Source organism: Clostridium pabulibutyricum (genome assembly GCF_058242705.1).
Window position 1 is genome coordinate 13,356 of record NZ_JBZAYZ010000017.1, and the last position, 14,960, is coordinate 28,315.

Below are 14,960 nucleotides of genomic sequence, written 5' to 3' on the forward strand. Positions count from 1 at the left end.
AATCAGTAGGTGATGCACATGGGTAGGAAAAAGAAAAATCTATATTTACGGCCATATCAATATGCAGGGGAACAGCATCCTAGAAATGCAGGCATATACATAAGCTTGGTAACCAGTCCTGCATGGTATAGCCTAAAGGATAGTAGCAAACATTTATATATACAATTAATAGCAAAAATGAATGTAGGTGATCCGTTTGTATTCTTTTATAGAGCTGAACTTAAGAAGATACACATAGACAACAAAACATATATAAGAGCACTAGATGACCTGACATTCCATGGATTTATTAAGGTTGCCGGATATATGTATATGAATAAATTTAAGCCTACAGTGTGTGTCAAGCCTACGGATGCATGGAGAAATTGGACAGGTAATATCAGTGCTGATGAATTTATAAAAAAATATATACCGCATGAAAATACCAGGACAGGTAATAAGGTTTTTGATTTAAAGCCCTTTAAAACGGGCAAAGTTATAGACTTAACTGAACAGTATAAAAAATAAAAGATAGGGTCAAAATTCCTCACACTAGTATGAGTCAAATTTCCTCACACTGGACTTAAAAAAGGGGAAAAAAGTTACCAGCTTAGGACAAAAATCCTCATACTGGTTTTATGGGTTAGCTTAACCATATCAATGCTTACAGGGTATTCTAATAATGATTATCCATCGGGACAAAATTCCTCACTTATTAATATATTACCATACCAGTGTTTTTAAACTAGCACTTTTATTACAGAAGTTCTATAAATAACTGACCAACTTACTTACTGTAGATTTAAGAATTAATTATAGATTAGGAGAGTGCCTTTAAGTGAAGAAGCACTTTATAAATATATAAAGAGATTTGATATATTTACTAAAAATACTTTAGGGGAGGATTGAATATGCCAGAAAGCTAGAGAAGATAGAGAGGGCTAAGGCTAGGGAAAGGCAATTAAGTACCTTAAAGCAGAACGATACCGTTAGGCAGAATTCTGCACAACGGGAAGAGGGTAAATCATCAGAGATAGTAGCTAATAAATCAGGCTTTGGCAGTAGAGATACTTTTAATAAAGCTAAATATATAGCAGACAATGCAAATAATGAGATGATAAAGTCTCTTGATGAAGGAGAGTTAAGTATCAATAAAGCCTACAATCAGCTTAGACAATATGTCGGAAAAAAGTCTAAAAAGAAGGTAAAAATAATGATGTCACACCTATTGTTATGATGTGTTTGGAGTTCTGAGAAATAAAGAGTATTTAGGAGAACTTCAGTCGGCTTATAAAGCAAAACAGAAATCCTATGAATATTACAGTAGTTACTATGAAAATTTTAAGAGTAACTACAGAAATAATAATGATAGTAGTTACTCTGCTATTGGATATGGTACCTACACAAAAGACGAAAAAGTTAAGCTTAAAAAAATATATAAAGTATTGGCATTGAAGTTCCATCCGGATATGAATAACGGTGATGCCGATATGATGAAATTTATAAATAGACTAAAAGAACAATGGGGAATTTGATTAAATTATTGAAGAAAAAGGAGGTGAGTAAAAATGAGTAATATAAGTGAAAAAAAGGAAAATTTATTAAAGAATATAAAGTTTGTTGAAGAAGTTCTTCACAAATATGGAGTGGATACTTTGACTGGGGAGGAAGCTGAAAGATTTGCAGATAGTGTAGTAAATCGTGTTAAGGAGGAATTGAAACATGGAGACAATACCAAAGTCAGAAGCTGAAAGGTTGTCAAATAGTGTCATGGAATATATTAAAAAGGCTAGATTTTTTAGAATTAGAGTAGATTTACCTTGTATCACAAATTCTGAACTGGAAAAGGAAACTGCGATTGAAGGGCTTAAGAAAGGATTTACTGTACTAAGTACATCAAAGGTAACTGGAAAAGGCTCACATAAACGAATTTACGTGAACCTTAGAGTAAAGAACTAGAACTATTTGATACAAAAATTCAGAGCCTTTGATGAAAATCAATACAAACTGTAAGCATAAATATTTACTTACAGTATTAGAATACCATAACAATAGTACTGAATCAAGGAGGTGTTAATATGTCAGTGCCAGTATTTTTAAGTTATATGGACTATTGCAGAATCAGGCATAAGAAGCCAACTTTGAAAGAGCTGCATCAATGGAAGAGGAAATATAATTATAGATAAAAATATATAATAAGGGGGGTTGATATTGAATTAATGTTATAGTACACTAGTATTATAGAAGAATATGTTAAGTACCCTACTTCTAAGAAGTGGAAGCTGTAAAAGGCACGGGAAGTTTGAAAACGGAGATATTCCGTTAGTAGATTTCTTGTGCCTTTTTTATGTTGTGAAAGGAGAATGTATGAACTTATTAGATAAATTGTTCCATAGAAATAAAAATCCTGCTGATAAACAGAATACCCAGAGAGTTGAAGTTATGAGCGGTAGCCCTGCAGTGTTTACACCATTTTCGGGAGATGCCTATTCAAATGATTTATACCGGAGTGCAGTTGATAGTATAGCAAAGAATTTTTCTAAGTTAATTCCAAGTCATGTAATTATGAATGGAGAGCAGCGTAAAGATGGGGATTCAAGGCTTAACTACATACTGCAGTCAAGGCCTAACCCTTATATGTCAACCTTTGATTTTCTATATAAAGTATCAACACATTATTTTTTATATAATAATGCATTTGCTTATTTGTCTTTTGATGATAAAGGGAGCCTTGAGGCTATATATCCATTGAGTCCCTTACAGGTAGAATTCCTTACGGATGCAACAGGGGCATTGTATTGTAAATTCTTATTTTCAAGAGGCAAGGCATTTATATTCCGTTATGATGATGTGATGGTATTAAGGCGGTTCTATAATTCAAATGACCTTCTAGGTGACGATAACAGGGCAATAATGCCGACACTTGATTTGGCACATACTCAAAACCAAGGTATGGAGAATTCAATAAAGAATTCAGCACAAATTAGAGGGTTATTAAAATACAATCAAGTCCTATCAGGTGAAAAACTAAAAGAGTCGAAAGAGGCATTTATAAATGATTATTTGAGTATCGAAAACAACGGGGGTATTGCTGCACTGGATACTAAGATGGACTATCAGCCTATAGAAAACAAACCTGTATTTATAAACGGCCAGCAGTTAACTGAGATTAAAAATAGGATATACAGTTATTTGGGTATAAGTGAAAATATTGTAAATTGCACATATTCAGAAGATGAATGGAGTGCGTTTTATGAATCCACAATAGAACCACTGGCAACACAGATGAGTCAGGAGCTTACAAATAAGTTATTTACACAGCGTGAACAGAGTTTTGGCAATAGTATAATGCTTGAAAGTGATAAACTTCAGTTTACATCAAATTCAACTAAGGTAACGGCATTAAAAGAATTGATGCCACTGGGATTACTTACTATAAACCAGGCATTAAAGATATTGAACTTACCAGGTATAGAAAATGGCGACACCCGTTACCAAACTTTAAATGTAGCTGATACAAATATTGTTAATCAATACCAGATGAAGGGAGGAAACAACAATGCAGGAGAACAGGGAAATCAGGTCAGCCGAAATCAGGACGGACAAGGCACAGAACAGCAAGAATAGTATACTTCTAGGTACTCCAATAGTGTTTGATAAGCCCACAACTATAAACGGGCGATATGGCAGTTATACGGAGATTATTAAAAGGGATGCTGTAAGTGAAAATTTGCTTAAAGATGTTCCACTTTTATACAATCATGACGTAAACTCAATCCCACTGGCCAGAAGTCCTGAAACCATGGAACTGAGGAAAAGCGGTGTAGGTATCGAAATGAGGGCTACACTTCCAGATACACCGAAGGCAAAGGAAATATATTCAAGTGTGTCACGTGGTGATATAAAGGGCATGAGTTTTGCTTTTAAGGTTCCTAAGGGCGGAGATGAATATGATTCTAAGACCAATACCAGGACAATAAATAAGATTGAAAAATTATATGAGGTTTCAATAACTCCATTTCCAGCATATCAGGAAACAAGTATTGAAGCACGGATGGAAGATATATTCAAAAGAAATACATTAGTCCAGGAAGCAAGGGCCAAAGTAAATGACATTTTAAGGGTACAGCTTAAAAGTAAAGTAAATCAAATTTTAGGAAAGGATGATAAATGATGAAATTTGCAACAGTACAGGAAGCATTTAATTATTATAATTCAAAAGATGTTGAGGAAATTGAGAAAAGGGCAGCAGAGATAGGAAAGTTAATAGATGATAATGAGGATGCAGATATTCAGTCATTGAATATTGAGCTTGATGGATTGAAGCAGGCCAAAGAAAACATAATTGAAAAAAGGAGTAAATCAAATAAAGGTTTCAACCCTGTAACAGGAATGAGATTCAGTAAAGGTGTTGATATTCCAGAGGGGATCGATTTATTTAAAACAAAAGAGTATAGAAGTGCATTCTTCAAGGAAATGTTAGGTCAGAAATTAACTGAAGCCGAAAAAAATATATATGAGCGTGCAAGAATGGAAAAAAGGGCAGATACTTTCAATGCAATGAGTAATAGTGCGGCAGTACTTCCAACCCAGACACTTAATGAAATAATTGAGAAGGCAAGAACGCAGGGCGGATTGATATCGGCAGTAAGGCAGTTCAATATACCATCTAATCTATCGGTTCCAATAGGAACACCAGGCACAAAGGCAAACTGGCATGTAGAAGGTGTGGCAGTTGAATCTGAAAAAGTAGATACGGTATCAGTTAGTTTTTCAGCATATGAAATACTTAAAGTATTTAGTATGTCAGCAATAGCAAATAAAATGAGCATAGGAGCATTTGAAAGCTATCTTGAAACAGAGCTGACTAATTGTGTGATGGATACACTAAATGAAGCCATGGTAAGTGGTACAGGCTCAGGACAGGGCACTGGATTAATTACAGGTATTACATGGGATGCAACCAATAGTTTCACATATGCAGATAAGCCGGCATATACAGACTTTACTAAAATGTTGGGAATGTTAAAAAGAGGATACGGGGCCAATGCAAAGTTTGCTATGAATAACGCATCACTATATAACTTGGTATATAGCTTGGTAGATAATAATGATAGACCTTTATTTATAGCAGATGCACAACAGCAGCAGATAGGATATATACTGGGTAAGCCAATAATTATAGACGATTATATACCAGATGATACTATACTCTTAGGAGACTTTAATTATATGGGATATAACTTACCACAGGGTGTACTGTTAGAAGTATCCAGAGAGTCAAGCTTTAAATCTGGATTGATAGACTACAGGGCACTGGCAATAGCAGACTGCAAACCATTGGTACCAGAAGCATTTCTCAAACTATCAAAGACAGTAACACCTTAGTATATAGATGTAATGGTGTAGTACATAATACAGTACTGCACCTTTTTAATTAGGAGTGTGATGTATATATGAATATACTTACAATGGATGAAGCACATAACATATTGAGGGTTGATGGTAATGAATTAGATATAGAGATAAAGGCATTGATAGATGCTATACCACCATACCTAGAGGCAACAACCGGCCGGACATGGACAGATGATGATACAATACATCCAATGGCAAAGACAGCAGCACAGTTCATATTGATGTTGTGGTTTGATCCAATGGACAGGGATATAGATAAATTAAGAAAGGCAATAGATTCATTACTGACTGCACTGGAAGCAGTGGGAAGAAGTATGAATAATGGCTAGAGAATTTAGCAAAGCATTTTATCACAGTAAGGAATGGGTTAGATGTAGGGATGGATATATAAGGAGCAGACATTATATATGTGAGAGGTGTGGGAAGCCTGCAACAATAGTTCATCATAAGAAATTCATAAATCCGGGGAATATAAATAATCCAGAAATAACGTTAAATTGGGATAACCTAGAAGCCCTATGTATAGATTGCCATGACCAGATACACAATAGAAATCATCAAATAACCACAAAAGAAACTGTATTTGATGAAAATGGGAATCTTATCAAGTCCCCCCAGGTCAGTAAAAACAACAGCTGACGCGGAGACCACATGGCCCCCATTTCTTAACCTCTCTCATGTATATCCACGCGAAAGGTATAATAAATTATATAAAGAGTTATTTAATACTATATAATAAGGAGATAGATTTTAATGGAAAAAGATAAAGTTATAGATATCTCAACTGATATGAAAAAACTTAGAGCGATATTGAGGAAGTTACCCAAAGATAAACTTACAGTCGCAGAGCCACTATTTAAAGAGTTGGAATTTATGCAAAGGACTCTTGAATCATTAAAGAAAGAAATTGAAACTATAGGAGTTGTAACTGAATTTAAAAACGGCAGACAGGATTTTTTAAAGGAGAATCCAGCATTAAAGAGCTATACAGCATTGATACAGAAATACGGTAATATATACAAACAAGTTATTAGTTTATTGCCTAAAGATGATGGCGAGTCTAAAGATGAGCTAATAAATTTTATAAAGAAGTGATTACATGAATTATGTACAACAATATTATGAAAAAATTAAATCTAGAAAGTATATTGTATCAAAGAGAGTGGAAAAGCAATATAAAAGACTTGCATATGATATTGAGCACCCAGTTAAATATATATTTGATGAAAATAAGGCTAATAGGCCTATAGAGTTTATAGAAGGATTTTGCAGACATTCAAAAGGTGAATGGGCAGGAAGAACAGTTAAATTAGAACTGTTTCAAAAGGCCTTTATATCGGCTTTATTTGGGTTCATTGATAAGGACACAGGGTTAAGGCGTTATCGTGAAGCTATGTTTTATGTGGCCAGGAAGAACGGTAAAACAACAATGTTGTCTGGTATAGCCTTATACATGCTTATGGCAGATGGCGAAGGCGGTGCGGAGGTATATTCGATAGCATCTAAAAAAGACCAGGCCAAGTTATGTTTTGACGAGGCGTTAAACATGGCAAGGCAGAGCCCTTATCTATCAAAGCATTTAAAGAAGCGTAAAACTGACTTGTATTTTCCCCTTACAATGTCAAAGTTTCAAGCACTGGGGAAAAATTCAGATACCTTAGATGGATTAAATTCCCACTGTGTTATTATTGATGAACTTCACAGCATCAAAGACAGGAATATATATGAGGTTATGAAACAGTCACAGAGTGCCAGAAGAGAGCCTTTATTAATCATGATAACTACGGCTGGGACAGTAAGAGAGAGCATATTTGATGATATGTATGAATATGGCTGTAAAGTAGCTGACGGTACTATTGAAGATGATACATTTCTTCCCATACTTTATGAATTGGACAGTAAAGAAGAATGGAGAAATCCAAAATGCTGGCCTAAAGCTAATCCAGGTTTAGGAGTAATTAAAAAAGTTGATGATTTAAAGATTAAAGTTAAAAGGGCAAAGAGTAATCCTAATGATATTACGGGAATACTTACAAAGGATTTTAATGTAAGGTGTACCGTATCGACTGCATGGCTTACTTTCGATGATATAAACAATGAGGAAACCTTTAATATAGATAAATTTCATGATTGTTATGCCATAGGTGGGGCAGACCTTAGTATTACTACGGATTTAACAGCGACTACACTTCTAATGATGAATCCGGAAACTCAAAAAAGATATGTAACTCAGATGTACTGGCTCCCAAAAGAAAGCTTTAATGAAAGGGTTCACCATGACAAAATACCATATGATAAATGGCTTGAGCGTGGCCTATTGAGGTTATGTGAAGGCAATAGTATTGATTATAGGGATATTACAGCGTGGTTTCTTGAAATGCTAAATGACAAGGAGATAACTCCATTATGGATATATTATGATTCTTACAGTGCTAAATACTGGGTTGAGGAAATGAAGAATAACGGCTTTAAGATGGAAAGGTGTATCCAGGGTGCAAAGACTTTATCACTTCCAATGCAGCAGTTAGGGGCAGATTTACAGGCTAAGAAAATCAACTATAACAATAATCCGATATTGAAATGGTGTATGACAAATACAGGAGTTGAAACAGATAGAAACGGAAATATAGTACCTATAAAAAATCAGGCTGCAAAGATGAGAATTGATGGACTAGCATCATTACTGGATAGTTATGTAGGGCTGTATGAGCATTATGAGGAATTTTTAAGAGCTATACAATAGGAGCTGATCTTATGGATAATATGAAAAATAAAAAAATAAGTATATTGCATTATGTGGAGGGCACGGATGATGATGGTTTCCCGGTACAGCAGTGGGAGCCATTAGCAGAGAATATATGGGCTTATTATAGAAGTGCATCAGGAAATGAATTTTATGCTGCGGCAGAGGTTCAGCAGAAAGTTGAAGCTATATTCCAGATAAATTACAGAGATGATATTGATGCAAGCATGAAGATTTTATATAAAGATAAGGAGTATAATATAACACGTATAGATGATTTTGAAGGGAATAAAACAGATTTAAAAATATATGCTTATTATACAGAAACAAGCGGTAATTAAAAGGAGAGGATAAAAATGGATATTAATAAGGATCAGAATTTAAGAAATCTGGATGAAAAATTGGAATTGATAGTGAATGAATTTTCAGAAAATATACAAGACATAACGGACAAAGTCATATGTGAGAAAAGACCTGCTAATGATAATGAGTTACAAAATACGTATGCAAACATATCTGATGCTTTAACTAATTTTCAAAAGAATATTATTAGTTATTTAGAAGTTAAATATAAAAAAGAATCTGCTAATGGTTATGATTTACAAGATGTATGCAGGAGTGTATCCTATGCTTTAACTGATTTTAAAAAGACGGTTATTAGCTATTTAAGAAATAATGAATAGGAATAATGAATATGGTTTTAACTGAAAATGAAGCCTTTTTACTTGCATCAGGATACACTTTTGATGTATCGAATGTAAGGATTAAGACCATTTGCCATAAGATACTGGATATAAGGGATATGAAGGTTAAAGACATATACATGATAGCTGACTATGAAGAAGCATTGGAATTATATAGGCACTATAAGAAAGGTTATATGCGTAAAATAGGTCTCCATAGGAAAACTGAATTCGTAAATAATACTTTAATGGTTCAACTTGATAAGGAAAGGTGTGGTTAAAATAACCATACCTTTTTATTTGTATATTAGGACAACGCAAAATTGCACAGTCCTCAATTTTGATTGATTCGAGTAAAAATTCGAACCAACCTACTATCAGTCAGTCAGTTTACCCCTTTAAAGGGGAATTGCATAAAATCAGGGGTTCAGTATCTACATGGGTAGGTTATAAACTAGAGCTATGTGTACAAAATTTCACACAGCTCAAGGGTTCAGTATCTACATGGGTAGGTTATAAACGAATTTAAAGCCATTCATCTGAATGATGAAAGCCTAAGTTCAGTATCTACATGGGTAGGTTATAAACCTAGACAACCAGGGAAATTTTTCGCCCGTTAAATAGTTCAGTATCTACATGGGTAGATTTAAAACTTCCAACTGGTTGGCGATTTGACGTTTCCTTGCGAGGATACGTGGATTTAAAGCTTAGCAAGACGGGCAGAAAATTCTGCTGGTTATTTAACCGGCTTAAAATTTAGCTGGTTGTGATATATATGATGACGGCTGAAAATTTAGCTGTCCTCTTTTTTTATCTGTATAATTTTTAAATTCTATGGTATAATATCAGTAATAAGAGGGTGGATTATGAATTTAGTCTGCTTTATAAAATTTACATTTTGGAAATAATAGATAGTTTGAGCAAAGGGCTATCTATTATTTTATATTGACTTTAATAGTGTGTATTGTATAATTAACTTAAGAATAGAGATAATAAAAACAGGATGCTGTCAACATCCTGCAGTATACAACTCAGTTGCTAAGGCAACTAGTAAAGCGAACTTATAAAAAAGTGGCCATACCAATCGCGTCGGTGGGCTACTTTTTTATATTATTTATTAGCACGATAATTAGATTTATCAAAGCTATCAAAAACGATAGAGCAGCAAAAACTACTATAAACATTTCGCACATATGTATCACCTCCCTTCTTAAAGGGATGGCAATACCAGTTGCCCACACACAACTTATTGAATTGTACATTTCACATTATATCATAGAATGTGGATGCTGAAAACGTAAATTTATTTATGTAGGTGGGTAGCAAAATGCGACGTACCTTTAAAACGAATGTAGAGCCATTTTAAGATAGGGTTTATATTAAGACATGTAATTATACTTCTAGACATGTAAAAGTTAATTATACGGGGAATATGGAGCATGAAGGTATATGAATATGAAATAATATATCTGGGGTTAAATATTTTGTGTATACGGTGTTTTGCCGCCTACCTAAAAACATTGATATTACTGAAGTTATGTATATAAAAAATTGTCCCCATTTTGTCCCCAAAGTTTTAGATAAACATAAAAAATAATGATATTTAACAATATACTATAAGACATAAACCATTGATATTAAGCCATTTTGAAAAATGATGGAAAATATTAATTTATAAAAATCGAACCAGCGTGCCGGGGGTTCGAATCCTCTCTGGCGCACCAGAAAGCATTGAGAACACTGATTTTCAGTGTTTTTTTATTTTTGCCTATAAAGTATCTTTTCTATTGCATCATCAATGGAAGTAATCTTTTTAATACGCGGATTGCGGATTATATGACCTTTTGAAATTACCATAGAGGGATGGGATAGTACGCCGATATATTTTACAATGTATTCAAGCTCACGACAGGTATCGTATTGTGAGACAAATGGACAAGAAGCGCGTTACCTAAGCCGACCTGGATTCCATTTGCGTAGGCTTGCACATTTATGGCCTTTCCACGGGGAGTCGCAAACCTGAGAAAAACTTCCGTATCCATGACCTCCAGTTACCGTTATTGCCGGTCCTGAGACAATGAGTCTTGGCCCGAAAAGTTTGCCACTGTTAATTTTATCGCGTATTTTTACGTCGGAATAAAAAAGGTCACCAACTGCTCTAATTGTTGTAACACCGGAATATAATTCAGTCATAACATGCTCTTGTACCATTTTATCTAGAAGTATACGGCCAAGTTTTGTGCCCAACAACTTTACGAGATGCTTCTGAGAACTTCCCCCTCCTATTGCTTTCATTGGTTTGCCGCTGCCAAATAAATGTACGTGGGCATTAATAAGACCTGGCATAACATACTTGCCGTTCAAATCAATTACGGAATAGTCGTCGGGTATTCTCACTTCCTTAGAAGATAAAATTTTATATATTTTATTGCCGTCTATCAGGATTGTCATATTTTATTGATTGGAAACAACAGAAAAGTGGAAAGTTGATATTCTTGCTGCTTTATGGCAAATCTTTGTACAAGTTAAACCATGCTAAAATTATACCTACATATTTAGCTCGACTGGTTCGTATATAGATTGTCCACACAAATTTTCATGAAATATGTGCTATAATAGATAAAGATTATATAGATTTTAAAATTATTGAAGGGATGTGAATTATTATAGATTGACACAAAAAAATAGGTTAAAGGAAATTGACATATTAAAGGCAATAGCATTTATTTTTATAATAGAACAGCATACATTAGGGGATGCTTCCAATTTAATATTATTACATAATGCTTATTATTTTTATTTTAACAAGCTTTTTTTTATTATTGCCAAGTCAGGTGTACCAATATTCTTATGCATTAGTGGTATATTATTGTTTTACTCATACTCGCAGGAGTTTGATGTAATAAAGTATTATAAAAAGAAGATACTTTATTTATACATACCATATGTAATTTGGTCACTTGTATATGTGATATACAAAGGCAATTATAATTATATATTTATGCAAATACTGACTGGAGGAGCATCGTATCATCTATGGTATATGGGAATGATTTTGAGGCTGTTTATATATGTTCCAATTATTCTTTGGATAGCTAAAAAGATACATAAGCAAAATATATATTTGAGGATAATGGTGTTTATAATATTAATGCTGGTTTTTTATAAAATTTTAAGATGCAATTATTTAATAACCAGTACTCTTATTAAGGTTTTATTCAATAATCCTACAGAGCTGCAAGAAAGATTTATAAATATAACGCCTATTATTTGGATAGGATATTTTATAATTGGTATATATATAGCCACTTATTATGAAAAGTTCAGAACTATATTACTAAAATTAAAGGGTTTTGTTATTAGCTCATTTTTATTATTGATTTCATTAAAATTAATATTGGAGATAAATCCTGATGTTTTTAAGATAGACAATAATATCTCGGTTTTACTGTGGTTAGGTTGCTGTGTAAGTACTATTTTATTTTTATATATAATTTCTTTGAAGCTGGTAAATAATAAAAGGTTGTATAATGTGTTTAAGTTTATCAGCAAGTATTCTTATATAGGATACATAATTCAAATCATAGTAATTAAATATACATACCGTATGTTAAACATATTCACAACAAATAATACATTACTTCACATAATGCTTTGGATTTCAGTTTCATTTTTATCACCTTTAATAGTTAAAGTAATAAGTTTAATTCCACATACCAGTCTTGTAACAGGAATAAAAGTAAAAAAGACTATAAAAAAAGAGAAAATTGGAGTTAGTATTTTACTGAAGTAAATAGCAAAGTTATTTTGATCTTATAAATTTTTAGCTTTTGGATGTAAATAAAGCGTAAAAAATTACGAATTTATTAGTGGATGAGATGTATTCAAATATTAAAGTTTAAGGGGAGAATAGTATGATTAATATAAACGCAGTCGAATTTATAAAAGAAATGTGTAACACTCAGGCGGATCTAATACCGGGTGGTGTTATATACATTACGAGTGACGGAGATACATATAAATGGAAGAAAGCATCTTCTGAATTTGATATGGATATATTTCAGATAGGTGAAAAACTCAATCGGGATGCTATAGCTGTGAAAGCCATGCAGCAAAATAAGACTCTTGTACAAAATGTACCACGTTCTTTGTATGGAATAAGACTTAAAATTATAGCTGAACCTATAGTAGATGATGATGGAAAAACGATTGGAGTATTTTCTACTGTATTTCCGATTATGCATCCTTTAATGAAAGCTTTTGATGATTTTGCACCTATACTCACTGAGATGTTTTCAGATGGTGCCGTTATGTTTACTACAGATCTCAATAAGTTTATTAGTGTACAAAATTCAAAAAAGTTCCAGCTCCCCCAATTGAAAATTGGAGAGGCTTTTGGAAAAGATATGAATGCATACAAGGCAATTCATGATGAAAAACCGATTTCTATAGAACATGACGCTTCGATGTATGGTGTTCCAGTTTTATGTAATTGTTATCCACTTTTTAGTGATGATACAGGAAAGATTATAGGAACATTTGGAATGATAGTACCTAAGGTGGCGGCAGAAGATTTAAAGGGTATGTCTAAAAATATTGAAGACAGCTTAACTCAAATATCTTCTACAATAGAAGAACTTTCTTCGTCTGCTTCAACAATACATGAAAATGAGAAAGGTTTAAACAATACAATAAGTGAAATAACCAAGCTATCTGAAAACATAAACAATGTATCATTGTTTATAAAAGAAATAGCGGATCAGACTAAGATGCTTGGATTAAATGCTGCGATAGAAGCTGCAAGGGCTGGTGAAGCTGGAAAGGGGTTTGGTGTCGTGGCAGATGAGATAAGAAGTTTGTCGGATCAGTCAAAGAGTACAGTTTCGAAAATAAAAAAATTGACAGATGATATTGCGGCAAAAGTTAAGGAGTCAGGTGAAAAAAGTCAGGAGTCACTCTCCTCAATTCAAGAACAAGCTGCAGCTACACAGCAAATAACAGCTAGTATAGAAGAAATAACTTCTATGTCGGAAAGATTGAATGAAATTTCGTTAAGACTGTAATAATAATATAGTAGAAAAAAGTGGGTTCTTAATTAAAGTTTGGAACCTATTTTTTCTCCCATTAATACCTTTGTTTCAAAACCAGACTTGGTTTGTTCAAGTATGTCAGCATCTATTTTTATTTTATTTTTTTCAAAAAACAGTATTATTGTTGAACCGCCGAATTTGAAAAAACCTTTTTCTTCCCCCTTTTTTACATATTTATGTGGATTGTAGGTTTGAATTATTGTTCCAACGCAGGTTGCACCTACTTCTACATACAATATATCACCGAAGTTTTTTGAATGAAGTATACTCCACTGACGTTCATTTCTGCAAAATAGATCAGGTACCCTTACTAATGCAATTGGATTTACGGAGTAATAATTTCCATTTATTGTTTTTGGAGTGCTGCAAAATCCGCTGTCTATAAAATGAAATCTATGATAATCCACAGGTGAAAGCCTCAATGTAATTATAGAACCATTTTCAAATTTTTTAGAGATGACTTCGTCGGAAACAAGGTCTTTTAATTTATATGTAATTCCTTTTACTTGAATAATATTATCCATGTCTATATTTTGATGTGCTGATATACGTCCATCGCCTGGTGAGATCAGATGATTTGGGTTTTCTTCAATTGGCCTTGCATTTGGTTTAAGTTTTCTTGTAAAGAATTCATTGAAGTTTTTAAAATCAGTTTCATTTTTAACTGATTCATTCATATTTATTTTGAAGTTCTTAATAAATGGATGTATTTTTTTTTTGCTTAAACGAGAGTTACAATATTCTCCGTATAATTTGGAAAATATTTTTTTCTTTATTATAAGTTCAAGCAACTTCATTCCTACAGGAGATGAATATGTCCATTTCAAATAAGAATATCCTGCAATATTTTCATTTTCGTATTTTTTTAGATTTCTATTATAACATTTAATCATATTTTAACTCCTGACTCAATAAACTATATCCATATTATAGTTCCATGCTTTTTTCAGGTCAATATTTGTTTATACTTTTGTATAGTATTAAAATAGGCAATAATTATTGAGATATTTTCATATTATGAGTATAATTATACTGACTGGTCAATTA

At 33.1% G+C, this 14,960-nt stretch carries 18 protein-coding genes; 16 read left to right on the plus strand and 2 right to left on the minus strand.

The window, feature by feature from the left end; all coding sequences use genetic code 11:
* Window positions 1-18: 18 nt before the first annotated feature.
* The 14 genes from AC4CVH_RS14310 to AC4CVH_RS14375 all read left to right on the plus strand — a co-directional run bounded on the left by AC4CVH_RS14310 (window position 19) and on the right by AC4CVH_RS14375 (window position 9,104).
* A complete protein-coding gene (locus AC4CVH_RS14310) occupies window positions 19-507 on the plus strand; it encodes a hypothetical protein (RefSeq protein ID WP_490788421.1) in 489 nt (162 codons plus the stop codon).
* 710 nt (window positions 508-1,217) lie between these two features.
* Window positions 1,218-1,514 (plus strand): hypothetical protein, encoded by a 297-nt coding sequence (locus AC4CVH_RS14315; RefSeq protein WP_490788422.1) that lies wholly within the window; start codon window positions 1,218-1,220, stop codon window positions 1,512-1,514.
* Between the two features lie 33 nt (window positions 1,515-1,547).
* A complete protein-coding gene (locus AC4CVH_RS14320; RefSeq protein ID WP_490788423.1) occupies window positions 1,548-1,730 on the plus strand; it encodes a hypothetical protein in 183 nt (60 codons plus the stop codon).
* The gene (locus AC4CVH_RS14325; protein WP_490788424.1) at window positions 1,702-1,938 is read left to right on the plus strand and encodes a hypothetical protein; all 237 of its coding nucleotides are present in this window, start codon (window positions 1,702-1,704) and stop codon (window positions 1,936-1,938) included. Before AC4CVH_RS14320 ends, AC4CVH_RS14325 begins: the two co-directional genes overlap by 29 nt.
* Window positions 1,939-2,346: 408 nt before the next feature.
* Entirely contained in the window at window positions 2,347-3,606 is a 1,260-nt protein-coding gene (locus tag AC4CVH_RS14330) for a phage portal protein (protein ID WP_490788425.1), read from the plus strand.
* Complete coding sequence (locus AC4CVH_RS14335) at window positions 3,539-4,153, plus strand: HK97 family phage prohead protease (protein WP_490788426.1); 615 nt, start codon at window positions 3,539-3,541, stop codon at window positions 4,151-4,153. Before AC4CVH_RS14330 ends, AC4CVH_RS14335 begins: the two co-directional genes overlap by 68 nt.
* Entirely contained in the window at window positions 4,153-5,367 is a 1,215-nt protein-coding gene (locus AC4CVH_RS14340; protein WP_490788427.1) for a phage major capsid protein, read from the plus strand. Before AC4CVH_RS14335 ends, AC4CVH_RS14340 begins: the two co-directional genes overlap by 1 nt.
* 68 nt (window positions 5,368-5,435) lie before the next feature.
* Window positions 5,436-5,726, plus strand: a complete 291-nt coding sequence (locus AC4CVH_RS14345) for a head-tail connector protein (RefSeq protein WP_490788428.1) — start codon at window positions 5,436-5,438, stop codon at window positions 5,724-5,726.
* Window positions 5,719-6,036: an HNH endonuclease gene (locus AC4CVH_RS14350; RefSeq protein WP_490788429.1), complete on the plus strand. Its 318-nt coding sequence runs from the start codon at window positions 5,719-5,721 to the stop codon at window positions 6,034-6,036. The genes AC4CVH_RS14345 and AC4CVH_RS14350 overlap by 8 nt, the downstream gene beginning before the upstream one ends.
* Before the next feature lie 114 nt (window positions 6,037-6,150).
* Window positions 6,151-6,492 carry a hypothetical protein gene (locus tag AC4CVH_RS14355; protein WP_490788430.1) on the plus strand — a complete coding sequence of 114 codons (342 nt, stop codon included), beginning with the start codon at window positions 6,151-6,153 and terminating at the stop codon, window positions 6,490-6,492.
* Between the two features lie 4 nt (window positions 6,493-6,496).
* Window positions 6,497-8,140 carry a terminase large subunit gene (locus AC4CVH_RS14360; protein WP_490788431.1) on the plus strand — a complete coding sequence of 548 codons (1,644 nt, stop codon included), beginning with the start codon at window positions 6,497-6,499 and terminating at the stop codon, window positions 8,138-8,140.
* An 11-nt stretch (window positions 8,141-8,151) separates the two neighbouring features.
* Window positions 8,152-8,481, plus strand: a complete 330-nt coding sequence (locus tag AC4CVH_RS14365) for a phage head closure protein (protein WP_490788432.1) — start codon at window positions 8,152-8,154, stop codon at window positions 8,479-8,481.
* Between the two features lie 15 nt (window positions 8,482-8,496).
* Window positions 8,497-8,823, plus strand: a complete 327-nt coding sequence (locus AC4CVH_RS14370) for a hypothetical protein (RefSeq protein ID WP_490788433.1) — start codon at window positions 8,497-8,499, stop codon at window positions 8,821-8,823.
* A gap of 5 nt (window positions 8,824-8,828) precedes the next feature.
* Window positions 8,829-9,104 carry a hypothetical protein gene (locus AC4CVH_RS14375; protein WP_490788434.1) on the plus strand — a complete coding sequence of 92 codons (276 nt, stop codon included), beginning with the start codon at window positions 8,829-8,831 and terminating at the stop codon, window positions 9,102-9,104.
* Between the two features lie 1,666 nt (window positions 9,105-10,770).
* Here the strand turns inward: AC4CVH_RS14375 and AC4CVH_RS14380 are convergent.
* Window positions 10,771-11,274: an amidohydrolase family protein gene (locus AC4CVH_RS14380; protein ID WP_490788435.1), complete on the minus strand. Its 504-nt coding sequence runs from the start codon at window positions 11,272-11,274 to the stop codon at window positions 10,771-10,773.
* Between the two features lie 205 nt (window positions 11,275-11,479).
* Between AC4CVH_RS14380 and AC4CVH_RS14385 the strand changes: the two genes are divergently transcribed.
* Window positions 11,480-12,616, plus strand: coding sequence for an acyltransferase (locus tag AC4CVH_RS14385; protein ID WP_490788436.1), 1,137 nt, complete (start codon window positions 11,480-11,482; stop codon window positions 12,614-12,616).
* Between the two features lie 121 nt (window positions 12,617-12,737).
* Complete coding sequence (locus AC4CVH_RS14390; protein ID WP_490788437.1) at window positions 12,738-13,886, plus strand: methyl-accepting chemotaxis protein; 1,149 nt, start codon at window positions 12,738-12,740, stop codon at window positions 13,884-13,886.
* Between the two features lie 32 nt (window positions 13,887-13,918).
* On the opposite strand, the gene AC4CVH_RS14395 is transcribed toward AC4CVH_RS14390, so the two are convergent.
* Entirely contained in the window at window positions 13,919-14,806 is an 888-nt protein-coding gene (locus tag AC4CVH_RS14395; RefSeq protein WP_490788438.1) for a phosphatidylserine decarboxylase, read from the minus strand.
* Between the last annotated feature and the right edge of the window lie 154 nt (window positions 14,807-14,960).

Bases quoted from the DNA above. Each gene is read 5' to 3' on its own strand.
- AC4CVH_RS14340 (WP_490788427.1), top strand. From the start codon at position 4,153: ATGAAATTTGCAACAGTACAGGAAGCATTTAATTATTATAATTCAAAA.
- AC4CVH_RS14370 (WP_490788433.1), top strand. From the start codon at position 8,497: ATGGATATTAATAAGGATCAGAATTTAAGAAATCTGGATGAAAAATTG.
- AC4CVH_RS14395 (WP_490788438.1), bottom strand. From the start codon at position 14,806: ATGATTAAATGTTATAATAGAAATCTAAAAAAATACGAAAATGAAAAT.
- AC4CVH_RS14380 (WP_490788435.1), bottom strand. From the start codon at position 11,274: ATGACAATCCTGATAGACGGCAATAAAATATATAAAATTTTATCTTCT.
- AC4CVH_RS14310 (WP_490788421.1), top strand. From the start codon at position 19: ATGGGTAGGAAAAAGAAAAATCTATATTTACGGCCATATCAATATGCA.
- AC4CVH_RS14355 (WP_490788430.1), top strand. From the start codon at position 6,151: ATGGAAAAAGATAAAGTTATAGATATCTCAACTGATATGAAAAAACTT.
- AC4CVH_RS14360 (WP_490788431.1), top strand. From the start codon at position 6,497: ATGAATTATGTACAACAATATTATGAAAAAATTAAATCTAGAAAGTAT.
- AC4CVH_RS14390 (WP_490788437.1), top strand. From the start codon at position 12,738: ATGATTAATATAAACGCAGTCGAATTTATAAAAGAAATGTGTAACACT.
- AC4CVH_RS14320 (WP_490788423.1), top strand. From the start codon at position 1,548: ATGAGTAATATAAGTGAAAAAAAGGAAAATTTATTAAAGAATATAAAG.
- AC4CVH_RS14375 (WP_490788434.1), top strand. From the start codon at position 8,829: ATGAATATGGTTTTAACTGAAAATGAAGCCTTTTTACTTGCATCAGGA.
- AC4CVH_RS14365 (WP_490788432.1), top strand. From the start codon at position 8,152: ATGGATAATATGAAAAATAAAAAAATAAGTATATTGCATTATGTGGAG.
- AC4CVH_RS14345 (WP_490788428.1), top strand. From the start codon at position 5,436: ATGAATATACTTACAATGGATGAAGCACATAACATATTGAGGGTTGAT.
- AC4CVH_RS14325 (WP_490788424.1), top strand. From the start codon at position 1,702: ATGGAGACAATACCAAAGTCAGAAGCTGAAAGGTTGTCAAATAGTGTC.
- AC4CVH_RS14330 (WP_490788425.1), top strand. From the start codon at position 2,347: ATGAACTTATTAGATAAATTGTTCCATAGAAATAAAAATCCTGCTGAT.
- AC4CVH_RS14350 (WP_490788429.1), top strand. From the start codon at position 5,719: ATGGCTAGAGAATTTAGCAAAGCATTTTATCACAGTAAGGAATGGGTT.
- AC4CVH_RS14335 (WP_490788426.1), top strand. From the start codon at position 3,539: ATGCAGGAGAACAGGGAAATCAGGTCAGCCGAAATCAGGACGGACAAG.